Source organism: Bacteriovorax sp. As-1, from assembly GCF_058446905.1.
Map to the genome: position 1 here is coordinate 3,571,538 of NZ_CP184341.1, position 23,851 is coordinate 3,595,388.

A 23,851-nucleotide genomic window follows, 5' to 3' on the forward strand; every position below is an offset into this window, starting at 1 on the left:
GGAATGTTAAAAGATTATGGAGCTTTTAATTCTATGAAGTTAATTGAATTTTTAGAGTGCATTTCATTTAGTAAACAACAAATAAAAAAGGCCTCTTTCGAGGCCTTCATCATTACTTAATTAAACCAATTTCTCTCAGACGCTGAGTTAAAAAATCTCCAGCAGTGATATCTGCATCTGGAGTTCTTCCACCTGCACCTGCACACGATGGAATACATTTTAACATTGCATTCGAGTGCGGGTGAACGAAGAATGGCATAGAGAATCTTGCAGACCCGTCATCTGATGGGTTGATTACTCTGTGAGTTGTCGAAGGAAGAACGTTGTTTGTAATTCTCGACATCATATCCCCTGTATCAACAACGATTTCACCCGGGCGAGACTCTACGTCTAACCATGTTCCATCGCGCTCAAGAAGTTGAAGTCCTGAATCAGTCGCTCCAACCAGCATTGTGATAAGGTTGATATCTTCGTGAGCTGCCGCTCTGATTGAATTCTTTGTGTCCTGACCTTTTGTGGGTGGGTAGTGAATCATACGAACGATTGAGTTTCCGTCGTGGATCATGTTTGAGAAATAATCACTTGGAACATCAAGACCTTTTCCGATTGCTTCCAGAAGAGTGACCGATGTTGTATCCATAGCTTCGTAAAGCTCGATGAAAGTCTTTTTTAGCTCTGCTACTTCTGTCGGCCAGACATTCTCAGGGTAAACACCTTTGTATGCACTTGTTGCAGCTAACTCGCGTCCAACGTGCCAGAACTCTTTTAGGTCCGGGTTCTTGTTGTCTTTAGCGTGTTCTGTTTTAAAAGGAGTGTATCCGCGTTGCCCGCCGTTATTTCCTTTGTATTTAATTTTTGTTTCAAGTGGAAGATCAAAGAATTCTTTTACCAGCTCGTAAGCACGGTCAATTTTCTTTTGCTCAACTGTGTGATCTTTTAAGATAATGAACCCGTAATCTTTAAGACCGCCGAAGATATCATCGACAAACTTAATTTTGTCCGCCTGAGTTCCATGAACGTAACTTAAAAGACTAAGCTCTGGTACTTTTCTCTTTGTCATAAATCCCTCTCAAAATTCGTTTCTTGCACTATAGCAAAGCCTCTCGTTTTCTCCTCATAGAAAAGCCATAGCTACTGTATCTGATTTTTAGATATATCAGGATTTGGTTAAGGGTGCTTAACTATTGAAAATATTATAGTTTTTGGGAGCCTAAAAGGTCAAAAACATGAGAACTATCGGACTATTTAAAGATGGCCGAGCCCACTCGAACGTAATCCGCCCCTTCTTTGAGCGCCATTCGATAATCCTGGCTCATTCCCATAGAGAGCTTTAAATCTGTAAGCCCTAGCTCTTTTTGGGCCAGGTCGCGGGCGTGCTTTAAATCGCGAAAGCACTTTAAAGCGGCCGCTTCGAAGTCTACTGCGCGCACAGATCCCATAGTCATAAGTCCATGAACAACCAGTTTTGGATTGCCGTGCTTTTTTAATAGCAGCATACTCTCAAGCATTTCTTCAACAGTTTCAAATCCTGATTTCTCATCTTCATGAGAAGTATTGAGCTGGAAAAAAAGTTTTAATTCTTCACCATTAAACTCTCCTTCTCTCTTAATGATTTCTTCTACGAGTTTTTTTGAGCTCACAGAATGAATGCTGTAGAGATGAGGAATTTTTAAGAGCTCTTTAACTTTGTTGGATTGAAGGTTTCCGATAAAATGCCAGCGGACATTATTCATGCCTTTGGCCTCAAAGGCCGCTGCTTTTTCTACTAAGTCCTGCACGCGGTTTTCACCAAAATCCATTTGTCCCAGTTCGTATGCCATTGCCACATCATCAATCGGTGAATATTTTGAAACAGCGACAAGGGTTTTTGAACCAAGCTCCGCCTTAAATGAGCGGAGCCTTTGGTCTAAATTAGTTTTGATCATTTTTCTTTTTGAATTTAAACTTCGCTTCAACTTCAACGTCGTAGCGGTCTAAAATATCTGTGGCAATTTTTGAAGCGTCGACTTTAGATAAGTAAGTTCGAATCTCTTCTCTAATTCCATTGGTGAAATCCTCTTTAGCTCCTTTAGCATTTTGAACCAGGCCCGAGAGAATTTCTTTTGGCAGTGGAAGATCTTCTAAAATCTTCTTCACTGACTCTTCCGTCATGAATGCAGCACCAACTCCTACTGAAACCACTTTTTTAATGATTCCTTCGATTGGCGATCCTTTGTTATCTTTCTCACTCATAACCACTCCTTCTCTTAGACAGATTTTGCGCGTTTAAAAAATGACTGCATCATTACCGGAAGGTTCTTCTCAGTAAGAGCTGAAAGGATAGCATTTGGAGCAAACATTTTGAAATCAACTTCCAGGCTGTAAGTCACTTCAGTTTTTCCATTGCCCAAATCTTTTAGAGTCCAGTTACCGTCGTTCTTTTTGAACAGGTCACCTGATTCTAAAACCCATGAAACTTTAGTCGGGCGAGATTGTGTTGTCGCCAGAGTGTATTTGAAACTCTTGATTAAGTTTACAGAGTACTCAACTTTAGCGCTTGTTTCATTTTGGCTTAAAACTTTTGTAGAGCTTACGCCATCAACGAAATCAGGGTATTTTGCGTAATCAACGATTACGTCGTAAAGCTTGTTGATGTCTACGTCTACAATTTCCGTTCTAGATGCTGTTGCCATAACATTTTCTCCGTAAAATATTAGTCAGGTTAAATTTTAGTATCTTGGTTTTGTATCAAAGTGGTGTTCAGCTTCAATATGTCTAACTGTTCCTGAGCTCGATCTCATTACGATTGAATGAGTGATCGCTCCCCACGACTTGAATTTTACACCCTCAAGGAAGTTTCCTGTTGTTACTCCAGTAGCAACGAACATGACATTTCCACGAGCAAGGTCATCTAGTTTGAAAACTTTATTTAAATCAGTAATTCCCATTTTTTTAGCACGGCTTTTTTCTTCGTCATTTCTCCACTGAAGAATTCCCTGGAAGTCTCCGCCCATACATCTCATCGCTGCTGCCGCAAGAACACCTTCTGGAGCTCCACCGATACCAAATAAAATATCCACACCAGAGTTTGGATCACAACATGCAATTGCTGCAGAAACGTCACCGTCACCAATTAACTGGATACGAGCTCCAGCTTCTCTGATTTCCTGAATAAGCTCTTTATGTCTTGGGCGATCAAGAACGATTGCTGTTAAGTCAGCAATTCGACATTTTTTGGCCTCAGCTAATCTTCTTAAGTTTTCTTTTGCTGATTCATTGATGTCGATAAGCCCGCGGCCTTCGCGCCCACAAGCAATTTTTTTCATGTATGTATCTGGTGCGTGCAGGAAGTTTCCTTTTTCTGCAATCGCCATTACTGAGATTGAGTTGTATCCACCAGTCGCACAAACTGTCGTTCCTTCAAGTGGATCAAGAGCGATTTCAAGTTCAGCTCCTTTTCCTGTTCCTACTTTTTCACCGATATAAAGCATTGGAGCTTCATCACGCTCACCTTCACCGATAACAACAGTTGCATCACACTCAACTGAATCAAGCATTGCTCTCATCGCATCGACTGCGGCCTGATCTGCGGCCTTTTCATCCCCACGACCCATTAGACGGGCAGAAGCAATTGCGGCCATTTCTGTTACACGAACAAATTCCAAAGCAAGGTTACGATTCATTGATAGAACTCCGATTTTTAATAAAAATGGTAAATGCCCTTTGATTATAAAAGGGATATGGAGGTTAGGAAAGAAAAAGTCACCTATTTAATTAAGTGGAGTTGAACGCCAAAACTCATTGTAAGAAATTTGGCGTTCTTTGAATTTCAAAAGAAGTCCAAACAGTCCACTGGACTGTTTGGTTTGGCGTTATCCGCCTAGTTTGTAGATTAAGAATTCTTTAGCGTCTGTTGGCAGATGATCGTCAGAGATTTTTCTCACAACGCCTAAGGCCATTTCGATTTTTTCGGCCACAACAGAGTCGTCGATCTGGAAAACAAACTCATCTTCCAGTGACAGTGGAGTGTCCAGGTCTCTTTGAGTCATAACTCGACCTGTTTTTAGGCCCACACCTTCTTCCCATTCAATGAAATGCTCCATCATAAGAATTTGAAAGCGCGAAATCCCGGCACTTGCGTGCTCCCAGACATAAAGATCAAGAACACCATCGGCCTTTAACCAGAACATCAGGTTGTTTGGCAGGTCGATAGACATGTCGGTTTTATGAAGTGGTTTAATATGCGAAACAATGTTGTCGAAAGATAAAAATGAGCGCATTTTTTCTTCAAAACTGATGCTCGAATCAAACGCTAGTCCCAATGAAGCTTCGCGCACCCATTGAATTCTCGCCTTGATAGAAACATTGATTCCTCTCCAGTGCAGCTCACCTTCGATTTTTGAGCCCACTTTATAATCATGAGTTCCGTCTTTGAAAGATAGTTGCATCCCTGTAAGTGAAATATCTTTAACTTCAAACACCATTTTAGCGCCCGAAGCTTCTTTAAAAATCATAAAACCAAAGGGAAAACGAGGAAAAACTCTTTTTTCCAGTTCCTGGTAATCGGTTTTAATTAAACTTAAGTGTCTTTCCAATTTTTTCTCCTAGTAAGCTTCACTACTCTTAGGTTAAAATAGAGTTACATTTATTATAAGAAGGAAAAAAATGAGTAACGAGTGGGAAATAGATAACCTTCCAAATCGCTTAACTATGTTCAGGGTGATTCTGATCCCTATTATTGTTTTCTCTATGTTTTCCGTGCTGGTCAACTACGAGTGGGCACGTCAGCATACAAAACTTCTCAACTATGTTGCCGCCTGGACGTTCGTCGCAGCTTCAATCACAGATTTCCTTGATGGCTTTATCGCCAGAAGAAAAAATATCGTGACTGTTTTTGGCTCTTTTTTAGACCCAATTGCTGATAAATTTCTGGTGATCTCTGCACTGATCATGCTTTTAGCGATGAACCGAGTGAATGTTTTAGTTGTTCTCATTCTCGTTCTGCGCGAGATGTACATCACCGCCCTTCGCCTCCTGGCCATTGAAAAAGGATTAAGTGTTCCAGTTGGTGCTTTAGGTAAATGGAAAACCGCTACACAAATGGTGGGTGTTCCCCTGCTTATGGCCTACGATGTTCCCTGGGGAATCGATATGCCGTTAATCGGGACGATTCTTATTTATTTAGCTTCAATATTTTCACTTTACTCGGCCGTTGAATACTCTTTAGGCCTGGTAGGTAAAATTCAAAAAATTAGAAAAGAAAAAAAACGCAAAAAAAACACAGAGGATGCGAGTGAACCAACTACTTAATGGAAAAACTATTCTTGTTACTGTTAGTGGACCAGATGGTCCCGGGATCACTGCGCGCTTAATGAGAATCATCAGCCAGTACAATGTCGATGTTCTGGACATGGGACAGGCCGTAACTCACGGACTTCTTTCTTTAAGTTTCGTATTAGGCTTTAACGTAAACGAAAACAACCACAGCGGTAACGTGCTTAAGGATCTTCTCTTTGATGCCAACCTGATAGGACTTTCTCTTTCTTACAAAGTCGTTGATAAACAAGTCGTGACTCCGGAAATGGAAGGCGAAAAATTTATCGTAACGTGCGTCTCTCCACAAAAAGTGACAGCGAGTTTTGTTGCTGATCTGGCCCAAATCCTCGCCAACTATAAAATCAACATCGAACGCATTGATAAAGTAAGCCCGAAGGAATTCTCTTCAATGGAGATTTCAACTTCAATACCAAAAACTCTCGATAGCAAGGCCCTAAAAGCTGAGCTGATGCAAGTTTCTACTAATCACAAAATCGATGTCGCTTTCCTAAAAGACAACGTCTTTAGAAGAAACAAGCGCATGATCGTATTCGATATGGACTCGACGCTGATTCAAGCAGAAGTTATCGATGAGCTGGCAGAACTTTGTGGTGTGGGAGCTGAAGTCAAAGAGATCACTCACCGAGCAATGAATGGTGAAATCGATTTCGATGAGTCTCTGCGTCTTCGTGTTTCAAAACTAAAAGGTCTTGAAGTCTCTCGTATGCAGGAAGTACTAGAAAATCTTCCACTTACTCCGGGAGTTGAAGAGTTTATTAAAACGATTAAAATCCTTGGATATAAAGTCGCTCTTATCTCTGGTGGATTTACTTTTTTTGCCGACGCTTTAAAGAAAAAGCTTGGACTAGATTACTCTTTTGCCAATGAACTTGAAGCAAAAGATGGCGTGCTTACTGGAAACGTAACAGGCACAATCGTCAACGCTAACCAAAAAGCAATTTTGGTAAAACTAATCGCTCAACAAGAAAATATTTCACTAGAACAAGTCGTCGCGATTGGAGATGGAGCAAACGATCTTCCGATGCTTGCGACTGCCGGACTGGGGATTGCTTTCCACGCTAAAGACGTGGTGAGAAAAGAAGCTCAACAACATTTGAGCCATGGGCCAATGACTTCGATTTTATACTTCCTGGGTATTCCGGGACCAAACAGCAATTAAGTAAAAGAGAAAATATGTTAAGAGAACTATTACAAAGCAAAATTCATAAAGCGACAGTGACAGAAGCCGACCTTTCTTATATCGGCTCTATAACCATCGACCAGGATCTTCTGGACCGCATTGACTTATGGCCAGGACAGAAGGTCACAGTGGTAAGCAACACTTCAGGAAACCGCTTGGAAACCTACGTTATCTCTGGACCGCGTGGCTCGGGAATGGTTTGCATCAATGGTGCGGCTGCTCTCTTAATAAAAAAAGGTGAAGAAGTTATTATTTTCAGCTACGCTTTAAGTGACAGGGCCATTACCCCAAAATGTATTTTAGTTGATGCTCACAACAAGTATATTCAGGATTTGTAATTGATGTTTGAATCGCGAAGCTCTCAGCGTTTAGTTTTAAAATGCGATGAAAATGAATCCCGCTTTCCGATTGAGGTTTTAAACCTCTGGGACTTAACTGAGCTGGAGATTATCGGCGGAAATTTCACTTACTTCCCGGAAGATATCGGCATCTTAAAAAAACTAAAAAAACTCAGCCTGACTTCCACTCAGATTGCCACAATCCCCAAAGAAGTTTTCGAACTTCCTGCTCTTCAGTACTTAAGTCTGAAAAATAATCGTTTATCACAACTTCCTGAACTCGAAAGCAGGTCCCATTTAAAAGAGCTTATTTTAGGAAGAAACAGCTTAAATGCAAAGTCTTTAGAAAACTTCTTTAACGAAATTCCTAATCTTCATTACCTGGATTTGGGGAACAATCGGATCGAAGAGATCCCTTACAGCCTTTATCGATTGCAAAAACTTAGGCGCTTAAATTTAGAAAACAATAAACTAAACGAGCTGCCACTCAAGCTTAAAGAATTAAAAAACCTGCACCACCTTTCAGTGGAAAACAATCCCTTCCCGATCAAAGAAAAAGAAAGCATCGAGCGAAATTTCAAAATTACTTTTTAACTTAGATTAGATTTAGATTTTAATTCTGGCGTTGGCCTTTCTTAAACGGTCTAAGAGCGTATGGAGTAGCGCCGTAAACCATTTTGGAAGCCCGTTAAGAGTCGCTTCCAGCTTTTCATGAGGCACAATAACCAGAACACATTCTGTGACGGCCTTAACCGATGCAGAACGTGGATGTTTATCTAAAAAGGACATCTCACCAACCAGCTCTCCTGAAATGATCGAGCCGATCTGGTGTTCTTTATCGCCTTTTCTTTTAAAGACGGAAAGAGTTCCAGACTGAAGATAATACATTTCTAAACTCTCTTCACCTTCGCGCAGAAGATAGTCGCCAGGATTTAGTCTGATGGACTCTTTAGACATAATTGCATCCTTATTTTTGAGCACCTAAAATTCTTAAAACTTTTTCCTGGAACTGATTTTCATCAAAAGGCTTAACCATGAAGTTCTTCACTCCACCTTGGAAGATTTTAGCAATCAGATCTTTTTCCAAGGTTCCTGAGACCACCAAAATATTGTCCTTAATATTGATGCTGTTAGCATCGAATTCACCGATCAGGTCATAACCTGTTTTTTTCGGCATGCTGATATCCAGACAAATCAAAGCAAACTTTTGATTGCGCAGTTTTTGAGTCGCTGTAATTCCATCATGAGCAAACACGATATTTTTAAAACATCCCATGTGCTCGCAATACTCTCTTAGGATTTCACAGATTGCTTTATCGTCATCGCAGATTAAAACATCTCTTTGCATTTTCTTTTCAAGAGGAGCATTCATACTTTTCTCACCTGATCTTAAATGTTGTCCTTCACTTTTTGTCTTAACGCTTCGTACTCTTTTGGCAACTTTTCATTTCTAAAGATGCTGTTAAGAAGACTTGCAAGTCTGATTCCGGCCTGACGTAAACGAAGCTCCATTGTAGGCTTCATTCTAAAGTGGTACTCGTAAGTTAAATTCTCACTTCCACCAGTGTCATAAACTAATCCTCTTAGATCCTGTGACTCTTTGGCCCAGTCTAAGAATGTCCCTTTGCTGAAGTCTTTTTTCTCATCGCTTGTGAAATGATTTAAATAAGTCGAGTATTCTGTGTAAGAGAGTTGTTCAAAATCCACAATGCTCTCATCCCAGATGGCATGCAAGTTTGTCTCACCTTTAAACCATCTCAGGCGCACAGTGTTTCCTCCGCGGTCTTCAGCAATACCCACATGAAGCGGCTGGTGAAGATCTCCCATCATGTGCACCATGAATTTAAGAGCGAAGGCCTTATCTTCTTTTGATTTTTTTGGGTCTCTTAGAGTTTCTTCCATGCGGAAGAGTCCCTCGATCACATCGCCATCTTTAGAGCGCTTTTGATCGAAATAAGTTTTCCCTGTAGGAATGCTGGCGTAGTGCCATGGGGCCGTGTAATCGAAAGCTTTATTTGACCTGATCTCATCGGAAAAAGTCGCTACTCGAGAAAGATCATCAACACCTAAGAGACCTTTTACACCTTTTTGAGCATCTGTGTTTAAGTTTCTCTGGGCGATTTCAGCGACAATTCTATGTCCTGTTTTTCCCCATGAGAAGGCCTTGGGTGAAATGGATAACACTGCACAAACTAATAATACTTTTTTAAATGTCACACTTTGCTCCAAATAAACATTTCTTTTTAACAGTCTTGGCAACCGAAGCCGGAACGAATTTTTCCCAGCCCTCTGTCCCATCCTGGATCATTTTTAACACTCTTCTCGACCAGATTGAAATCACTTCAGGATTGTAGTCCTCAATGTCCTCAATCAAATGATTTTCTTTTAAATACATTAAAAGAAACGTCATATCGTCACTAACCTGGATGGACTCAATAGTCTGGATCTCACTATTTTCTTCATCACGTGCAGGATAAATATAAAGCCTTGTGTTTGGCTCTAATAATCTCCCGATTGATCCGACTAGGCCCAAACCACATCGGTTGCCATCGTATTTGCTCTTATTTAAGATTTCTTCAAGATTGTATGAGGCCATCACAAATCCGATTTTTTTCTTAGCGTATTTTGTAAAAAACATATTCAGGTCGCTGTAGGACTCAGAATTAGAAATCAAAACCTTCTGCCCCAAAGCAGAGAGCAGGTCAACTCGGGCCAGGAAGTCTTCGTTATCCACAGTGCCGCGGTCAAGTAAAAGCGACATACTGATTTCTGGAATGACGATAATGTTTTCCTGCTCACTTTTATCCAGTGAGGCCTTAAATTTTCGAAGCCCACACTCCAGCATATCTAAACTTAAATTAGTTGGCGGTCTGTAACCTCCACGCACAACCAGCACGTTCTTTTTATATAAGACCTCAGAGGCCTGAAGGACGTTTCCATTTTCATCAAAAATAACTGATTCACATAATTTACTTTTTACCAGTTCAAGACACAGCAGCCTGCTGTCAATCCCATGAAAAGCAGCGCCCTTAGCGCTAATCATGTCGATTTTAATTCTCGACGTTGTCAGCCCATCCATCAGGCTGGCGATAAACTCTTCACTGTTTTGAGCTAAGTAGTAAGCGGCATAGATTAAGTTTACACCGATATAACCCAGGGCCTCTTGCTGCTGAATATTTTCAGCATCGAGCATACTAACGTGCATGATCACTTGAGAAGGCTCTGCTTTTGGCTCATGTTGGAATTTCACTCCAATCCAGCCATGGTTCTCACCCGTTCCCTTAAATGATTTTGCCGACACTGTATTGGCAAAAGCAAAGTAAGTGGTCTCTGTTGTTCTCACATTTTCTAAGCGCGACACTAGCGTTTCATATTCAGTGTCGAGCATTTTCTGTAATCGCTCTTCACAAACATAACGGCCGGTTTTTTCTCTGCCATAAATGGCATCACTCATGGTCATGTCATAAGCAGAAATACTTTTAGCAATCGTTCCTGCCGCACCACCTGCGCGGAAGAAATGGCGGGCCACTTCCTGACCAGCACCGATCTCGGCGAAGGTTCCGTAAATTTTGCTATTGAGATTGATCTCTAGAGCTTTTTGTCTCTGCCCCAGTCCCATGGTTACCTCTTAAAAAAATGAAATTGTTTCTCTCTAATGATAGCTATAATATAGTCAGAAGAAAACACTCGGCGAGAAATTACCAATCAGTGTGAAGAGGATTTTATGAGTAAATTAAAGGCCCATTTATTTGTTTGCACCAGCTGTACATATAACCGTCCCGATGGCACAGAAAGCTCTCCCGAAGAGGCCGTGGCCATGAGAAAAAACCTCAAAAGCCGCGCCCGCGAGTGCTTTTCCAAGAGCGAAGTACGCGTATCCGCCTCAAATTGCCTGGGTGAATGCGAATCTGGGATCGCCAGCGTGCTTTACCCTAAAGGTGAATGGAATCTGAGACTTCGCCCGGAGGATGAAGATGCGCTGTTTGCCAAATTAACCGAGGAAGCTGCTCGACTAAAGTAGTTTAAAAAGAACCCGATAAGAAGAATACCGGTCATATGTTTTGACCCCATCTTTGGGAGATTTTTATGAGCTTTATGGACGCAACAGTTTTTGTTTTAGCTACAAGCTTAGTGATGATGGTGTTTGTTTCTAGAACAAATATTGATAAATCCCGTGTGCGCGTACGAGTTAAAGCAAACAGAAAATAGTTTTTAAACTAGTGCCAGTGCTTTTTTCTTAAGCTCTTTTCTATCGACTTTGCCGTTAGGTAAAAGCGGAAATTCCTTCATACAGTAAACGTGCTGCGGGTGTTTGTATCTTGAAAGTAATGGGTTTAAATACTCGCGCAGGACTTCAGAAGATAAATTTTCTCCATCAGTCTTTAAAAACGCAAAACCCACTTCACCCCATTTTTCATTGGGAACTGAGACCACGACTGCTTCAGAAATTTTTGGATGAGTTGTGATTTGTTTTTCTACTTCACCTGGATAAACGTTCTCGCCACCAGAGATATACATGTCTTTAATTCTTCCAACAACGTAGAAAAACCCATCGCTATCAAAACGAACCAGGTCCCCCGTGTGGAAAAAATTATTTTTATATGTTTCTTCAAACGCCTTCGGGTTTTTATAATATCCGGCACAGACATGTGGTCCAGCAAGAAGTAGCTCTCCCGGCTCGTTAACCGCGACGTCTTTTCCTTCTTTATTGATCACGCGAACACGCGAGTGTGGCATTGGCCTTCCGATTGACCCGGCTTTTTTAATGGCGTCTTTTTCATCCAGAAGAAAACAGTTTGGCCCAACTTCAGTAAGACCAAATCCCTGCTTAAACATCAACCCTTTCTTTTGGTACTCCTCAATCATCGGGATCGAGCAAGCAGCTCCACCTGAGACAAAAAAGCGGATCGAAGAAAAATCGCATTCGTTAAAACGCGGTTTTTCAAGAAGCATTTGAAACATCGTCGGCACACCAAAGTACACCGAGACTTTTTCTTTTTCGATGCAGTTAAAAACGTTTTCCGGATTAAAGGCCTGGGCCAGAATCGCCGTTCCACCTAAGTATAAAAGTGGAAGAAGTAAAACGTTGTATCCACCTGTGTGGAAAAATGGAGTTTCAACTAAGGTGATGTCATCAGGAGTCAGCCCCCATCCCTTACACGTTTCAATCTGATTGGTTAAAAGCATATTCCCGTGAAACATAACTCCTTTAGGAACACCAGTTGATCCCGATGTATAAAGCATCAGAATGGTGTCATCAAGAGTCGATTTGTTTTCCGGGTAAGACGAATACTCGTTTAGATTGACTTGTTTTGTATCAAGATAAGGCACATCAACGTTAAGGACTTTTTCTCCCACGCCTACATAAAGTTTTGGGCCTAACGCCTTGACCACATTTTCAATTTCCGGATTTGAAAGACGGAAATTTAGGGGAACAAAAAAAGCTCCGATCTTCGAGCACGCAAGCATAAGAGTCACGTGAAGAAGACAGTTCGTCGTATTTAAAAAAGCAATAGGATCATCCTTAGAAACGCCTTGATGAGAAAGCACAGCGGCCCACTGGTCCACTTCGCGGTTTAACTCAGCATATGTCAGGCGACGATTTGTTTCCTGGTCAATGATGGCCACTTTATCGTCGTAGACGTGCGCGTTTTTTTCTAAGAAATCAATCCAATGACTCATACTATTTTCTCAATCCAAGGAAGAATTAGACTATCCATAATGGCCGGTCTTTCAATCAGACCAGCGTGCCCACCTTGGGCCATTTTAAATTCCGCGTTTTTTGATTTTGCCTGCATCTTTTCATGCAGAAACGGCGGAGTCAGGAGATCTTCTTTTCCCGCCACAAAAAGGATCGGGCAAGTGATCTCAGAGATATCAATATCTGTCTGCATGGCCCCCAAAATAAGATTGGAGACGACATGACTTTCGATAGTTCCTGCGCGCTCACGGTAGCTTAAAAACAGCTCGCTCTTTTCATTAAAAATATCTTCGCCCCATATCCATGGGGTAGCGATATCAAAACGATGAAGCGGTCCACCTGTTTCGTGGGCCTTAAGCCAACTACCAAGTTTTGCTTTAATCATCGGTGTCGGGATATCGAAGGTATCACAAGCAACCACACCCACAACATCAGTTGGGTATCGTCTTGCGTACTCCATTGCGATACGAGCGCCGTTACTTAAACCAATGAGTAAAATTTTACCAAGCCGTTTGTCTTCCAATAGACCGCGCAGGTCCATTACATGATCTTCTAAATGATAGATTGAATCCGGCTTGGGAGATTTCCCCTGCCCTCTGCAATCGTATCTTAGATACTGAAACTTTTCGCGCAAATAGAAGCACGCTCCATCAAACGATGTCGTGTCAGCAAAAAGACCATTGACCAAAACTAATGTTGGATCAGAGTCTTTTTGTTTTTTTCCTTCTAAAAGTGAGTAAAGTTCTAGCCTAATATTGTACCACCATCAACGTTTAGGCATGTTCCAGTGATGTATGAAGCATCGTCACTTGCTAAGAAAGCGTAAGCAGCAGCGATATCAGCTGGCTCACCTAATCTTCTTAGGGAAGCTTTTTCTTCCATCATCGCCAGAACTTTCTCAGGCATTTTCTTAACCATTGGAGTAGCGATGAATCCTGGAGCAACCGCGTTTACACGGATTTTATCTTTTCCAAGTTCTTTTGCCATAGTCTTTGCCATAGCGATAACACCAGCTTTAGTTGCTGAGTAGTTTGTTTGTCCGAAGTTTCCGTAGTGAGCAACAACAGAAGCAGCGTGAATGATTGATCCACCCTTTCCAGCAGCTTTCATCACTTCAGCAGCAGCTTTTGAAAGCTTGAAGATTGACGTTAAGTTAACTGCGATAACCGCGTCCCATTGCTCGTCTGTCATCTTTAGAAGAGTTGCATCTTTTGTGATACCAGCGTTGTTGATTAGAACGTCTACACCTTTTGCCATTTCAGCTTTAATTGCATCTAGAGTTTCCGCTTTTGTTACGTCTCCAGAGATATAAGTCATTTTGTTTGGAAAAAGTGCACTTAGTTCTGACTGCTCAAGAGTTGGCAAGTCAACTAAAACCAGCTCTGATCCCTCAGCATAGAATCTCTCAGCTGTCGCACGACCGATTCCTGAAGCTGCACCTGTAATGAATACTCTTTTGTTTGTTAGTCCTTTCATGTTTTTCTCCTATTTAACCTAAATCTTGTAATTCATTTGTATCAAAAGTATTTGTGTCCCAACGAAGTGACATCGCCGACCACATGTAACCAATCCCTGCACTCGCCAAAACCACGTGGTCACCTTTTTTAAGTTTTCCGCGCTTTTCTGCAAGTCCAAGAGAAAGAACCTGATCAGGGGCTCCGAAGTGTCCGTAGTGATCAAGGTAAATAGACTGTTCTTGTTTTAATTCCATTGGTTCCAAAATCGCATCGTGGGCAGATTTCTTCATGTGAAGAATCGCGAGATAATCGATTGGCTTTTTTAATTCATTGTTTGAAGCTTCACGGATCACTTGCAGGAAGTTTGTGATCGATCTTTTTTCAAGTCTCTCTCTCATTCCGTCAACATCTGGAACTTGAAGGTAGCTCATGCTCACATCAATTCCCTCTTTCCATGGGTGTCTTGTCCCACCACCTGGGACGATAACGTCCGTTGTAAAATCTCCATCAGTGATAATTGAAGAGTCTAATAATGGGTTTTCGGCCACATCACTTTTTTCAAGAAGAATCGCCGATCCACCGTCAGCAAGGTTGTATAAGAATCTTGTGTTGGCGTCTTTGTAATTAACAAGATCACCGGTTTTGTGACCTCCACAAAGAAGGACACGGTTGATTTTTTTATCTGTCATCATTAGCGACTTAGCTAAGTGAAGACCGAGGATTTTATTTGAACATCTCGCCGAGATATCAAATGCTCGGGCATTTTTTAATCCCAGCTCTCTTTGCACATAAATCCCTGCCGTCCACACGATGTAGTCTTTGTATTCTGAACCTGTCCAGATCACCATATCGATTGAAAGAGGATCGATGCCTTTTAAAACTTTTTTGGCAGCGTTCACGGCCATATCACCCGGGTGAGTGTTTCTATCAGCACGGCACTTTCTTACGATTCCCATTTTTTGAGAGACAACGTGCTCTGGCACTCCCGATTCACGGGCGATGTAAGCTGCATCTTCAAAACCCTCTGGAAGCCAAACCGCGGCCTTTTTTAGATTGATATAAGTCATTTAAACTTTCCCTTGAAAGAAGTTATGTAATTTTTCAGCAACTAAAACAGGTTTTTCTAAGAAGAAGTAGTGATCAGTTTCTGGAACAAGTTCAACCACCGTTTGCGGGATCACACTCTTAAATATTTTTGGAGACTCAGGACTCACGAAACGATCCCCTTCACCGGCAATCGCGTACACTGGGCACTTGATCGCTGCCAAATGGTTTGGCGTTTCTAAGAAAGTCACGGCCGCCTTATTCTGGCGGATTTTTTCTTCCAGATCCATTGGGTGCTCTAGCCGAAGGTTGATGATTCGCTGAAATCTTTCTGGATCATTTTTTTCTAAATTTGGGTGAGTGGTAAATCTTGTCATGAACTCCGCGTAGTCGCGGGCAGGCCATGCAGCAGAAGCGCGAAGATCTGCTTCTGTTAATTTTTTAGGGTGATCAAAAGTAGGAGGCCCTGATGTTGTACACATTAGTGAAAGAGCACTCACTCTCTCTGGGGCCAAGCGGACAACTTCCTGAGCGATAAAGCCACCCATTGAAATTCCCATCAGTCCAAAAGTTTTTGCGCCTAATGAATCCATCACCGCTAGAGCGTCTTCGGCAAGGTCTTTCATCAAATAATCTTCTGATGTGCGAGAAGATTTTCCCGTTGCACGGTTATCAATTAAAACGACAGTGTAGTTTTTTTTCAGCTCTTGCGCTAAATCAATAAAATTGTAATGACTGCATGTAAAACCAGAAAGGCCTAACAGAAATGGACCTGTGCCTTCTGTATAAAATGCGACATCGCCAAAATCTCGAGTGATTTTTGATAATTTCATATAGGGGTCCTCTAATGAAAAACAAAAGGAAAAATAATTTGCACGTGAAAATTCGCGCGCCACAACGAAACTGTCAAGATCAGACGGGCCATGAAAAAGTCGATATTTAGAACTTTTTTTAAACTTACTTTGTCTAACACCTACGCATTAGGCTACAAAATCTTTCACAATTGCTCTATAAAGGCGCCCTATGACACTAAAAAGACTTTATCTCCTCGTAGTATTAAATATTTGTTCAATTTCATTCGCTCTTGCGGGTACGTGGACCACTGATAAATATCAAGGAATCTACGGGGCAAGAAATTATAAAATTTATGTCCCAGATACACTTTCTTCGAGAGTAAAACCTGCAATTGTTGTCATGCTTCACGGTTGCCAGCAAAATGCGGCCGACTTTGCAAAGGGCTCGCGTATCGAAAAGTGGGCCGACAAAGAAAAATTCATCGCTCTTTTTCCTGAACAAAATATTGCTTACAACTCTTTTAAATGTTGGAACTGGATAATGCCGGCCAACAACGCTCGCGCAGGTGAAGCGCAAGTCATTGTCGAGATGCTCGATGCAGTCATTGAAAAATACGACGCCGATAAAGAAAGAGTTTATGCTGCCGGCATGAGTGCCGGGGCTTCCATGGTTAATATTTTAGGAAATTGTTACCCGGAAAGATTTAAAGCACTGGCCTCTCATGATGGCTCACAATTTTATTCATCTTACATGGGAATGGATTTTGCGGAAGTTGTTTTAAGTGGAGCGAATGTTCCGGCCTCAGTTGCGGGCTTCTACGGAAACAATTGTTCACTTTTTGTAGGACAACGACCAAAGGTCATGCCGATTATCATTTTCCACGGAATGAACTCACCTTTAATGAGCCCCATTCATGCTTTCCAGGTTGAAACTGAATTTAAAATTTTTAATGATTTTTTGGATAACGGAATCAGAGATAACTCTTACTTCCTGGAAAAAAATGTGATGAGCGTTCCGGATACAAAAACTTACGGCTACACTCTATATACAACCACGAATTCAGATAAAGATATTTTTATCGAGCGCTACATGATCAACAATCTCTCTCACGGTTGGAGCGGTGGAGTTCCAGACCTTCCGTACAATGAGCCGAAAGGTCCGGATGCGAGTGCGATGATTATGAAGTTTTTTAAGCGCTTCGGCCTTTAATTATCTTCTATCGAAAACCGCTCTCACTGTATTGTTTGGACAAACATCATTTTCTTCATTCATGACTTCAAAAGCAATAAAGCGAATCCCTCTTTTTGAAGCGTAATACTTCATTGAACTCATGTTGTAGTCAATCCAGTTCTTTGTTTCAGTACAAGCGTCTACACTTCCAGTTGATACAACTTCAGTGTGGTCAATTTCCATAGATTTTGTATCGCGCGAGCGATTTAAAAAAAGTCCAAATGTACAAAGTCCACCGTCAGTTCCCGGGAATGTCCCTTCCACTAAAAAAGTATTCAGGTCTTTATCAGCAGCTAACTGAAGAAAAGTGATTTTTTGGTCAGCGTATTTTTTTGGAGCTGGCCTATAATCAGAGAAAAATTCACCACAATCATAACCCACACCTTTAGCGCGAAAAGTGATCCCAGCTGGAAGCTTAAATGTTTCGGCCATGGCAGTTGTCGAGAGCATCGCTAATACTAAAAATAATTTCATAAAATCCCCTATAAACTTTTCAAGAACGCCACAACATCGTCGCGCTCTTTTTTCGTTAGATTTAAATATTTCTGTCTTGATTTTTGGGCCTCTCCCCCATGCCATAGGATTGCTTCATTGAAGTCTCTTGCTCTCCCATCGTGCATTAAGCGAGTGTGACCGTTAACCACCGAAACGAGACCCAATCCCCAAAGAGGTGGAGTTCTCCATTCGCGTGTTTCGGCGTCTTCTTCATTTTTATAATTGCCTATATCATCGGCGAGTTCATCGCCCATGTCGTGGAGAAGAAAATCCGAGTAAGGATAAATAGTTTGGTTATTTAAAATTTCAAACTCTGAGATTGTGCCGGTTACATAGCTTGGTGTGTGACAGCTTTGGCAGTTCATCTTCATAAAAACAGCTTTGCCGCTTTCCACTGATTTTAAACCTACGTCTCTTTTAACTGGAACCGATAAAAGCTGTGTGTAAATGGTCACCTTCCCTAAAAGCTCCGGGGAAATGTCGTCTTGTGTTCTTTTTTTAGCGCAGTCAATTTGCACCAGAGGGCAGTCCTCTTCAGGGTGTAAATAACTAGTGATTCCGATATCCCCATGAAAAGCGGCCGCGTTTTGTTCAAGCAGGCTTGCTTTCCCGGCCTTCCAGCCAAAGCGCCCCAGAACCTTCTTTCTTTCAACAATCGAGTAAACGATATTGGGTCTTCCCGAAATGCCATCGCCGTCTAAATCATCCGGGTCCGCCTGTTTTAAAATATCTTCTTCTTTAATGTTTTCAATCAGACCAAGACCACTCATATGCGGGCCGACTCTGGGAGAGAAAATAGTGTTTTTTGGAAAAGCTCCGAATGCAAGATTCATAAATGTGTAGCGAGGTTTTTTTAATTCATAGACCTCTCCATCACTAAACTTGCCAGTCACGGCTTCAAAGTTAACAAAAGCGTCCCCTTCACCTGGCACACCAGCAATTCCCTGCGGGTTAAATTGACCGCCGTAGTTTTCTGGTTCGCTCACCGATCCGTCAGCGTTTTTCACTCTCAATCTAAATAAGAGAGAAATGTCCACTTTGCCATCCTGTTCAGGAAGCCCTCTTCCACGTCCGTCTTTAAAGTGACAGGCCGTGCATGAAGTCGCGTTGTAAGTTGGACCAAGGCCGTCTCTAATTGGAGTTGAAGATGGTGATGTAACCCAGACTGACTGAAAGAAGCTGTTACCTAAAACAAAATCTCTGCGCTCTTGTCCGCGGGCGCCACTTAACGGATGGCCAAAAGCGCCCACAGATAAATCCGAAGTGCTCCCGGCACCCGCCGGGAACTCTTCGTTAGCAAAAGCAGACATTGAAAGAAGAAGATAAAGAATTATGTGCATATTAAAAATCTACTTTTGCGTTTAGTGCTTCTGATACTTCTACTAGATCCTTAGCAAGAACTTCCATTTCTTCAATTGAAGCCAGGATAAGTGGTCTAGCTGTATCTGAAAGAATAGCTTGGTCAAATGGAGCTGGAAGTTCAGCTAGCATTTTGTGAACTTTTGCTACGCGAGCTTTTACTCTCTTAGCTAGTTCAGTGTTTTTAAGAGGAGCAAGCTCTAACATTTTTGTTTCTTTTAAAACATTTTCAACACCCCAGAAGTTCCACTGGATATCCATGTGGGTCATATCAGAAAAACACGAGTGCTCATCTTCTTGCCCCATTGTTTCGTAGGCCACGTACATTCTTTCTCCAGAGAGTTCATCTCCAGTCATGTAGATGATTCCTGAAAGGATATCTTTAAGTGTGCTTGTTTGTTTTTGTGATTCAAACATAGCTCTAAAGTTCGCTTTATTTGGCGCCCATTCATCAACTAAACCTTGAAGGTGATCAATTAAAAGATCAGCTGCGATTAAAAGGTAGGCCGCTCTTCTTTCAGCGTTTAGGCCTTTTCCTTTAACGTAGTCTTCATATGATCTTCTTCCCGGGCCATCAACATAAAGGTCTTGACCCCATAGGAGGAATTCAATCGCATGGTAACCAGTAGAGATATTTTTTTCTCCATCAAGCTCGTTGAGAGACTCAAGAAGTTCTTTATTGATCACTGGATATTCGCTCAAATTATTGATGATCCCTGCGTTTGGTGCTCCCACAACGTAGTCGATATACGCTTCATCAAGCGGCCATGCGTTTAGTAGACCTTCAGGCCCTCCATCGCGGTCGATTGGACCATTGTAGAAACGGAAAACTTCACTCTGTCCGTATGGAGCGCGCGCTAGCTTCCAAGAGTTCTTTGCTACTTCCATTGTCATGACACTTGGATTTTTAACAAAGTTTGCGATGTCTTCTTTTAAAGTGATCGCTGTCTTTAGAGAGTCAGAATAAGTTTTGTAGACGAGTTTTGAGTACCCTGAAATGCTCTTTGTTTGAGCTTCTTCCAGAATTTGGGCCGAGACGGCAGAAAAAGAACCTAGTAAAACCAAGCAGATAAGGCTTTTTAACATAATATTATTCCTTTGTTTGTGAACATGGATGTCTAATTCAACAATAGTTTGATACTTCAAACTGCATCCCATGACAACGAAAAAAAGAATAAGATCAAAAAAAGGCCCGCAAAAATGCGGGCCCCTTTTAAGAGTTAGATAAATTGTGGGTTAATTAATCAAGTTTGTACAATCTTCCATCACCAGCAACGAAGAATGATGTGTTTGTTGTAAGCGTCCTAGTCCAGTTCTTTACTGTGTAAGACATTTCAATTGTTGCACCAGCTACTACGTTAGCAGGAGTTCCAACGTTTGAGATTGCAATTAGACGAGAGCTTGCATCAAGGTCAAATCCCCAATCTACAGAAATATTTCTAGCAGATGCTCTAATTCCTGTAAGGTACTTACCTCTTCCATTGAACTGTCCACCGTATTGGAACGTGATGCTGTAAACGAAGGCCACGACTTCAGTTTTAAATCCGTTAATGTAAGAGATTTTGTAGTGTTTAGTGACTGGAAGTGACCATCCCCCCATGTCGTGAACAGCAGTGTCCTTAGTGTCTAGTCTTGGAAGAACAGAAACTGCGGCCATTGGGTTGTTTATTACAACCGCTTTTCCTTTCTCAATAGTCGGGATGATTTTTTGTCCGATAGCGATTAACTTGTCGATAACCATGATAACACCATCAAAAAATCCAGCCTTCGGAGATGGTGTCGTTCCTTCTGCAGCTACGGCCGCCAGCCCTTTGTTTGTTCCCGGGCTAACCACACCTTTTTCTTCAGGTGGTCTTGGTGGAATGTTCGGAACTATGACGTTCTTTACAGTTAGTCCAAGAGTTTCATCGTTAATGAATTCCAACGCCTCTTCTTCTGTGACTTCAGTAATGCTTGGCTTGCTTAACTGAAAGTACGGATCCTGGATCGCCATTTTGTCGGTTGTAAGGTTCGTTACCTTAGTTCCAGCAAATGCTTCTACTGATAGAAGTTGAGCAACAACAACTACAGCTAGAGCGGTCTTAGTTAAATTAGAAGTCTTCATGATGTAATTCCCCCACGGTATACAATTTTCGTTAGTACGGTTTAGCAGCCAAATTGCTAAAGAACAATTAAGTCTTCTAAAGTTAGTAAAAATTACATATAAAAGGGCATTGAATTTACATTCAGGGTTAAGCGAAACTAAAAGTTCTTTATATGAGCAAGAAAATTATCGTACGAAAGGATGGGCTTTTCTACCATCCGACCTTTATTAAAAAAGATGAAAGAGAGGCCATCCTGGAATGGCTGGGCACCCTTCACCCTATCTGGGAGATGCGCTACTCTGAAAATAACCCGCCACCCGAGGGCGATACACAAAGGCAACTCCTACGCCCGGTGTACTGGTTAGGAAACTGGCAGTTTGCCTGTCTCAATTATTATCACCCGCCAAAAGGCATCCACAACAGATGCATTAAGGCCGAAGATTACCCGAAGGCCTTAAAAAAGATCCTCGAGACCATTGAAGGCATCACAAAGATGCATTTTAAAAAGCACGAAGTCCCTCGCGGATGGAAGCTCAATACGTGCCTGATCAATTTTTATGGAACATCTATAGATGAGACCGGGAAAAAAATCGACACCGCTCGCGTGGGCGATCATAAAGACTTTGAACTTGGGCCGGTGGCCTCTATCTCTTTTGGAGAGAGGGCCTTTTTCCAATTTGTTCTCGGGAAAAAAGACCTCAAAAACAATGTGATCTATGAACAATGGTTAGAAGATTCTTCATTGCAAATCTTTGGCGGGGAACTTTATAAAGACAAAGCTTTCCACCGCGTTCAGCGCGTAGAAAATAAACTTAAGACCGTCTTTAAACTGAATGTGGAAAACTTCGAGACAAGAAGAATTAATTTCACCTTTAGATACGTACCAGAAGAGCACATAATTCCTTTTAAGGAACTGCCTGCGCCACAAAAAAGCGATGTCACGGGTTATATGCAGATGCTTGCCCGCTACTCACCTCATTTTGAGCGCGCCTTAAAGGAATAAAAAACTAGTAAAATTAAATCGCACAGAGTTTAATAGAGGGCATGAATTCATTTATCAATCAGGCCCTCGTTTTAATCGGTTCAGCAGTTATTCTCGTCCCCATTTTCACCCGTTTGGGTTTGGGGTCTATTCTTGGCTATCTTATCGCCGGAATCCTGGTGGGTCCGTTTGGATTTGACCACGCTCATGAAACAGAGAACATTAAACACTTTTCTGAATTAGGAGTGATCCTTCTTCTTTTCATTATCGGCCTGGAAATCCAGCCAAAAAAACTTTGGCAGATGCGAACAAAACTTGTGGGGCTCGGTGGTCTTCAGGTTTTAGTTTGTACACTGGTTTTCATGGGGATTGGACTACAGCTTGGACTTAGCACTACTTCTACGGCAGTGATTGGTTTTGCCCTTTCTCTTTCTTCAACAGCATTTGCCCTGCAAACTCTAAGCGAAAGAAGTCAGATGGGAACAGAATTTGGTCAGTCTTCATTTGCTGTTTTACTAATGCAAGATTTACTCGCTATCCCTGCTCTGGCCATCATTCCGACTCTTGCTGATACGGGATCGAGTTCCCTTAACCTGGGAACCTTTATTAAGTTCGTCGCCATTATCGCCTTCTTAGTTTTTGCCAGCCGTTTTATGATCAGGCCGATTTTCCGCGTCATCAGCGCCACAAGAATCAGAGAACTCTTTACTGCCGTTACACTCGTCATTATTTTAGGTGTGGCCGCTCTGATGCTCTCAATTGGTCTCTCTGCTGCTCTGGGGACTTTTATCGCCGGCGTTCTGCTTGCCGACTCTGAATACCGCCACGAACTTGAGGCCGATCTTGGACCATTTAAAAACCTTTTAATGGGTCTATTCTTCATCGGAGTAGGTATGAGTGTAAACCTGGACCTGGTGATTTCAAAACCTCTAATGGTCATCGGTCTCTCAGTTGCTTACCTGGTTTTTAAACACCTTCTTCTTTTTTTCATAGCCCGTTCATTTAAAATGGACAAGATGAATTCAAAACTGATGTCACTTGCTATCGGACAAGGTGGAGAATTCGCTTTTGTTATTTTTGGTATCGCCCTGACATACAACCTGGCCGATCCAGATATTCTCTCTCTTCTTACTGTCGTGATTACAATCTCTATGGCCATGAGCCCGCTGTTAATTTTACTAAATGACAAGTACGAGGCCATCGCTTGCAAAAATAACAATACTCCTAACTACGATACCATTCAGGATGAATCTCCTGAGGTGATCATCGCTGGTTTTGGTCGCTTCGGACAAATCTTTGCCCGCGTTTTACGCACGCAAAAAATTCCTTTCACGGCCATTGACCGAGACCCAAACCAGATTGAACTGGTGAGACGTTTTAGCCACAAAGTTTATTATGGAGATGCTTCAAGGCTCGATATTCTCGAGGCCGCAGGTATCGCCAAAGCGAAGTACTTTGTACTGGCCATCGATGATGTTGAAGATTCAATTAGAGCGGCCAAGACGATCAGAGAAAAATACCCACACGTTAAAATCTTTGCCCGCTCAAGAAACCGTGGTCACTCATTCGATATGATGGATATGGGGGTTCACCGAATTAAGCGAGAGACCTTTGATTCGAGTTTAAATTTCGCCAGTGATCTCTTAATTGAGATGGGTCAGTCAGAAGAAAAAGTGCAAGCGCTTATTAAAAAATTCGCCGCTCACGATCTTGCAATGATCACTGAGCAACACAAAGTGCGCAACGACGAGAAACAATTCTTGTCTGTGTATCATCAGGCCCAGGCCCAATTGGCCGAGGTTTTAAGCCGCGATGATAGCTCTGGGGTGGAGCAAAAATAATAAGTAAAAAAAATTTGCCGGGCTGTTGA

The 23,851-nt window shown here is 41.9% G+C and carries 28 protein-coding genes; 9 read left to right on the forward strand and 19 right to left on the reverse strand.

Translation table 11 applies throughout. The features are described from left to right. Positions 1 to 112: 112 nt before the first annotated feature. The 6 genes from ACN20O_RS18075 to ACN20O_RS18100 form a co-directional block, all read right to left on the reverse strand. Positions 113 to 1,060, reverse strand: a complete 948-nt coding sequence (locus ACN20O_RS18075; RefSeq protein WP_491635817.1) for an isopenicillin N synthase family dioxygenase — start codon at positions 1,058 to 1,060, stop codon at positions 113 to 115. A gap of 181 nt (positions 1,061 to 1,241) precedes the next feature. Continuing rightward, positions 1,242 to 1,925, reverse strand: coding sequence for a YggS family pyridoxal phosphate-dependent enzyme (locus tag ACN20O_RS18080; protein ID WP_491635819.1), 684 nt, complete (start codon positions 1,923 to 1,925; stop codon positions 1,242 to 1,244). Beyond that, positions 1,912 to 2,232 (reverse strand): hypothetical protein, encoded by a 321-nt coding sequence (locus ACN20O_RS18085; protein ID WP_491635821.1) that lies wholly within the window; start codon positions 2,230 to 2,232, stop codon positions 1,912 to 1,914. Before ACN20O_RS18085 ends, ACN20O_RS18080 begins: the two co-directional genes overlap by 14 nt. Before the next feature lie 14 nt (positions 2,233 to 2,246). Next, positions 2,247 to 2,672 carry a type II toxin-antitoxin system RatA family toxin gene (locus ACN20O_RS18090; protein WP_491635823.1) on the reverse strand — a complete coding sequence of 142 codons (426 nt, stop codon included), beginning with the start codon at positions 2,670 to 2,672 and terminating at the stop codon, positions 2,247 to 2,249. A gap of 36 nt (positions 2,673 to 2,708) precedes the next feature. Further along, positions 2,709 to 3,662, reverse strand: a complete 954-nt coding sequence (gene glpX / locus ACN20O_RS18095; RefSeq protein WP_491635825.1) for a class II fructose-bisphosphatase — start codon at positions 3,660 to 3,662, stop codon at positions 2,709 to 2,711. A 189-nt stretch (positions 3,663 to 3,851) separates the two neighbouring features. Beyond that, positions 3,852 to 4,574, reverse strand: a complete 723-nt coding sequence (locus tag ACN20O_RS18100) for a PilZ domain-containing protein (RefSeq protein WP_102243756.1) — start codon at positions 4,572 to 4,574, stop codon at positions 3,852 to 3,854. Positions 4,575 to 4,644: 70 nt separating this feature from the next. Here ACN20O_RS18100 and pgsA point away from each other — a divergent pair, with 70 nt between their 5' ends. From pgsA to ACN20O_RS18120, 4 genes are read left to right on the forward strand one after another with little or no spacing between them, the layout of a single operon-like run. Continuing rightward, positions 4,645 to 5,289, forward strand: coding sequence for a CDP-diacylglycerol--glycerol-3-phosphate 3-phosphatidyltransferase (gene pgsA / locus ACN20O_RS18105; RefSeq protein WP_491635827.1), 645 nt, complete (start codon positions 4,645 to 4,647; stop codon positions 5,287 to 5,289). Then, positions 5,273 to 6,475, forward strand: a complete 1,203-nt coding sequence (gene serB, locus ACN20O_RS18110; protein ID WP_491635829.1) for a phosphoserine phosphatase SerB — start codon at positions 5,273 to 5,275, stop codon at positions 6,473 to 6,475. Before pgsA ends, serB begins: the two co-directional genes overlap by 17 nt. A gap of 14 nt (positions 6,476 to 6,489) precedes the next feature. Then, entirely contained in the window at positions 6,490 to 6,834 is a 345-nt protein-coding gene (gene panD, locus ACN20O_RS18115; protein WP_102243759.1) for an aspartate 1-decarboxylase, read from the forward strand. 3 nt (positions 6,835 to 6,837) lie between these two features. Next, on the forward strand, positions 6,838 to 7,428 hold the full coding sequence (locus ACN20O_RS18120) for a leucine-rich repeat domain-containing protein (RefSeq protein ID WP_491639303.1): 591 nt from the start codon (positions 6,838 to 6,840) through the stop codon (positions 7,426 to 7,428). Between the two features lie 12 nt (positions 7,429 to 7,440). On the opposite strand, the gene ACN20O_RS18125 is transcribed toward ACN20O_RS18120, so the two are convergent. Genes ACN20O_RS18125 through ACN20O_RS18140 form a run of 4 tightly spaced genes read right to left on the reverse strand, consistent with a single transcriptional unit; the run spans position 7,441 to position 10,453 of the window. After that, positions 7,441 to 7,791 carry a Crp/Fnr family transcriptional regulator gene (locus tag ACN20O_RS18125; RefSeq protein ID WP_491635832.1) on the reverse strand — a complete coding sequence of 117 codons (351 nt, stop codon included), beginning with the start codon at positions 7,789 to 7,791 and terminating at the stop codon, positions 7,441 to 7,443. Positions 7,792 to 7,801: 10 nt separating this feature from the next. Further along, positions 7,802 to 8,206 (reverse strand): response regulator, encoded by a 405-nt coding sequence (locus ACN20O_RS18130; protein ID WP_491635834.1) that lies wholly within the window; start codon positions 8,204 to 8,206, stop codon positions 7,802 to 7,804. 17 nt (positions 8,207 to 8,223) lie between these two features. Continuing rightward, the gene (locus ACN20O_RS18135; RefSeq protein WP_491635836.1) at positions 8,224 to 9,051 is read right to left on the reverse strand and encodes a S1/P1 nuclease; all 828 of its coding nucleotides are present in this window, start codon (positions 9,049 to 9,051) and stop codon (positions 8,224 to 8,226) included. Then, complete coding sequence (locus ACN20O_RS18140) at positions 9,041 to 10,453, reverse strand: TonB-dependent receptor (RefSeq protein ID WP_491635838.1); 1,413 nt, start codon at positions 10,451 to 10,453, stop codon at positions 9,041 to 9,043. The genes ACN20O_RS18135 and ACN20O_RS18140 overlap by 11 nt, the downstream gene beginning before the upstream one ends. A gap of 105 nt (positions 10,454 to 10,558) precedes the next feature. Here ACN20O_RS18140 and ACN20O_RS18145 point away from each other — a divergent pair, with 105 nt between their 5' ends. Both ACN20O_RS18145 and ACN20O_RS18150 read left to right on the forward strand, forming a co-directional pair. Further along, the gene (locus ACN20O_RS18145) at positions 10,559 to 10,855 is read left to right on the forward strand and encodes a DUF1636 family protein (RefSeq protein ID WP_491635840.1); all 297 of its coding nucleotides are present in this window, start codon (positions 10,559 to 10,561) and stop codon (positions 10,853 to 10,855) included. Between the two features lie 65 nt (positions 10,856 to 10,920). After that, the gene (locus ACN20O_RS18150; protein WP_491635842.1) at positions 10,921 to 11,043 is read left to right on the forward strand and encodes a hypothetical protein; all 123 of its coding nucleotides are present in this window, start codon (positions 10,921 to 10,923) and stop codon (positions 11,041 to 11,043) included. A gap of 3 nt (positions 11,044 to 11,046) precedes the next feature. Here the strand turns inward: ACN20O_RS18150 and ACN20O_RS18155 are convergent, their stop codons facing one another. From ACN20O_RS18155 to ACN20O_RS18175, 5 genes are read right to left on the reverse strand one after another with little or no spacing between them, the layout of a single operon-like run. Then, the gene (locus ACN20O_RS18155) at positions 11,047 to 12,516 is read right to left on the reverse strand and encodes a class I adenylate-forming enzyme family protein (protein ID WP_491635844.1); all 1,470 of its coding nucleotides are present in this window, start codon (positions 12,514 to 12,516) and stop codon (positions 11,047 to 11,049) included. Continuing rightward, positions 12,513 to 13,223 (reverse strand): alpha/beta fold hydrolase, encoded by a 711-nt coding sequence (locus tag ACN20O_RS18160; RefSeq protein WP_491635846.1) that lies wholly within the window; start codon positions 13,221 to 13,223, stop codon positions 12,513 to 12,515. The genes ACN20O_RS18155 and ACN20O_RS18160 overlap by 4 nt, the downstream gene beginning before the upstream one ends. Before the next feature lie 56 nt (positions 13,224 to 13,279). Beyond that, positions 13,280 to 14,011, reverse strand: a complete 732-nt coding sequence (locus tag ACN20O_RS18165) for an SDR family oxidoreductase (RefSeq protein WP_491635848.1) — start codon at positions 14,009 to 14,011, stop codon at positions 13,280 to 13,282. Positions 14,012 to 14,024: 13 nt separating this feature from the next. After that, positions 14,025 to 15,059: a 3-oxoacyl-ACP synthase gene (locus tag ACN20O_RS18170; protein ID WP_491635850.1), complete on the reverse strand. Its 1,035-nt coding sequence runs from the start codon at positions 15,057 to 15,059 to the stop codon at positions 14,025 to 14,027. Continuing rightward, the gene (locus ACN20O_RS18175; protein ID WP_491635852.1) at positions 15,060 to 15,869 is read right to left on the reverse strand and encodes an alpha/beta fold hydrolase; all 810 of its coding nucleotides are present in this window, start codon (positions 15,867 to 15,869) and stop codon (positions 15,060 to 15,062) included. It lies immediately after the preceding gene. Positions 15,870 to 16,059: 190 nt separating this feature from the next. On the opposite strand from ACN20O_RS18175, the gene ACN20O_RS18180 reads away from it, so the two are divergent. Then, on the forward strand, positions 16,060 to 17,040 hold the full coding sequence (locus ACN20O_RS18180; RefSeq protein ID WP_491635854.1) for an extracellular catalytic domain type 1 short-chain-length polyhydroxyalkanoate depolymerase: 981 nt from the start codon (positions 16,060 to 16,062) through the stop codon (positions 17,038 to 17,040). Here the strand turns inward: ACN20O_RS18180 and ACN20O_RS18185 are convergent, their stop codons facing one another. The 4 genes from ACN20O_RS18185 to ACN20O_RS18200 all read right to left on the reverse strand — a co-directional run bounded on the left by ACN20O_RS18185 (position 17,041) and on the right by ACN20O_RS18200 (position 21,019). Then, positions 17,041 to 17,535, reverse strand: coding sequence for a hypothetical protein (locus tag ACN20O_RS18185; RefSeq protein WP_491635856.1), 495 nt, complete (start codon positions 17,533 to 17,535; stop codon positions 17,041 to 17,043). It abuts the gene before it with no gap. Positions 17,536 to 17,543: 8 nt separating this feature from the next. Beyond that, a complete protein-coding gene (locus tag ACN20O_RS18190) occupies positions 17,544 to 18,896 on the reverse strand; it encodes a di-heme oxidoreductase family protein (protein ID WP_491635858.1) in 1,353 nt (450 codons plus the stop codon). A gap of 1 nt (position 18,897) precedes the next feature. Beyond that, complete coding sequence (locus tag ACN20O_RS18195; protein ID WP_491635860.1) at positions 18,898 to 20,001, reverse strand: imelysin family protein; 1,104 nt, start codon at positions 19,999 to 20,001, stop codon at positions 18,898 to 18,900. 154 nt (positions 20,002 to 20,155) lie between these two features. After that, positions 20,156 to 21,019 carry a hypothetical protein gene (locus tag ACN20O_RS18200; protein ID WP_491635862.1) on the reverse strand — a complete coding sequence of 288 codons (864 nt, stop codon included), beginning with the start codon at positions 21,017 to 21,019 and terminating at the stop codon, positions 20,156 to 20,158. 152 nt (positions 21,020 to 21,171) lie between these two features. Between ACN20O_RS18200 and ACN20O_RS18205 the strand changes: the two genes are divergently transcribed. Continuing rightward, positions 21,172 to 22,002 (forward strand): alpha-ketoglutarate-dependent dioxygenase AlkB, encoded by an 831-nt coding sequence (locus ACN20O_RS18205; protein ID WP_102243776.1) that lies wholly within the window; start codon positions 21,172 to 21,174, stop codon positions 22,000 to 22,002. Positions 22,003 to 22,043: 41 nt separating this feature from the next. Then, on the forward strand, positions 22,044 to 23,822 hold the full coding sequence (locus ACN20O_RS18210) for a monovalent cation:proton antiporter-2 (CPA2) family protein (RefSeq protein WP_491635865.1): 1,779 nt from the start codon (positions 22,044 to 22,046) through the stop codon (positions 23,820 to 23,822). The last annotated feature ends 29 nt before the right edge of the window (positions 23,823 to 23,851 follow it).

Coding starts and splice junctions, on each gene's coding strand:
- ACN20O_RS18075 (WP_491635817.1), bottom strand. CDS start 1,060: ATGACAAAGAGAAAAGTACCAGAGCTTAGTCTTTTAAGTTACGTTCAT.
- ACN20O_RS18080 (WP_491635819.1), bottom strand. CDS start 1,925: ATGATCAAAACTAATTTAGACCAAAGGCTCCGCTCATTTAAGGCGGAG.
- ACN20O_RS18085 (WP_491635821.1), bottom strand. CDS start 2,232: ATGAGTGAGAAAGATAACAAAGGATCGCCAATCGAAGGAATCATTAAA.
- ACN20O_RS18090 (WP_491635823.1), bottom strand. CDS start 2,672: ATGGCAACAGCATCTAGAACGGAAATTGTAGACGTAGACATCAACAAG.
- glpX (WP_491635825.1), bottom strand. CDS start 3,662: ATGAATCGTAACCTTGCTTTGGAATTTGTTCGTGTAACAGAAATGGCC.
- pgsA (WP_491635827.1), top strand. CDS start 4,645: ATGAGTAACGAGTGGGAAATAGATAACCTTCCAAATCGCTTAACTATG.
- panD (WP_102243759.1), top strand. CDS start 6,490: ATGTTAAGAGAACTATTACAAAGCAAAATTCATAAAGCGACAGTGACA.
- ACN20O_RS18120 (WP_491639303.1), top strand. CDS start 6,838: ATGTTTGAATCGCGAAGCTCTCAGCGTTTAGTTTTAAAATGCGATGAA.
- ACN20O_RS18125 (WP_491635832.1), bottom strand. CDS start 7,791: ATGTCTAAAGAGTCCATCAGACTAAATCCTGGCGACTATCTTCTGCGC.
- ACN20O_RS18130 (WP_491635834.1), bottom strand. CDS start 8,206: ATGAATGCTCCTCTTGAAAAGAAAATGCAAAGAGATGTTTTAATCTGC.
- ACN20O_RS18140 (WP_491635838.1), bottom strand. CDS start 10,453: ATGGGACTGGGGCAGAGACAAAAAGCTCTAGAGATCAATCTCAATAGC.
- ACN20O_RS18145 (WP_491635840.1), top strand. CDS start 10,559: ATGAGTAAATTAAAGGCCCATTTATTTGTTTGCACCAGCTGTACATAT.
- ACN20O_RS18150 (WP_491635842.1), top strand. CDS start 10,921: ATGAGCTTTATGGACGCAACAGTTTTTGTTTTAGCTACAAGCTTAGTG.
- ACN20O_RS18155 (WP_491635844.1), bottom strand. CDS start 12,516: ATGAGTCATTGGATTGATTTCTTAGAAAAAAACGCGCACGTCTACGAC.
- ACN20O_RS18165 (WP_491635848.1), bottom strand. CDS start 14,011: ATGAAAGGACTAACAAACAAAAGAGTATTCATTACAGGTGCAGCTTCA.
- ACN20O_RS18170 (WP_491635850.1), bottom strand. CDS start 15,059: ATGACTTATATCAATCTAAAAAAGGCCGCGGTTTGGCTTCCAGAGGGT.
- ACN20O_RS18175 (WP_491635852.1), bottom strand. CDS start 15,869: ATGAAATTATCAAAAATCACTCGAGATTTTGGCGATGTCGCATTTTAT.
- ACN20O_RS18180 (WP_491635854.1), top strand. CDS start 16,060: ATGACACTAAAAAGACTTTATCTCCTCGTAGTATTAAATATTTGTTCA.
- ACN20O_RS18185 (WP_491635856.1), bottom strand. CDS start 17,535: ATGAAATTATTTTTAGTATTAGCGATGCTCTCGACAACTGCCATGGCC.
- ACN20O_RS18190 (WP_491635858.1), bottom strand. CDS start 18,896: ATGCACATAATTCTTTATCTTCTTCTTTCAATGTCTGCTTTTGCTAAC.
- ACN20O_RS18195 (WP_491635860.1), bottom strand. CDS start 20,001: ATGTTAAAAAGCCTTATCTGCTTGGTTTTACTAGGTTCTTTTTCTGCC.
- ACN20O_RS18200 (WP_491635862.1), bottom strand. CDS start 21,019: ATGAAGACTTCTAATTTAACTAAGACCGCTCTAGCTGTAGTTGTTGTT.
- ACN20O_RS18205 (WP_102243776.1), top strand. CDS start 21,172: ATGAGCAAGAAAATTATCGTACGAAAGGATGGGCTTTTCTACCATCCG.
- ACN20O_RS18210 (WP_491635865.1), top strand. CDS start 22,044: ATGAATTCATTTATCAATCAGGCCCTCGTTTTAATCGGTTCAGCAGTT.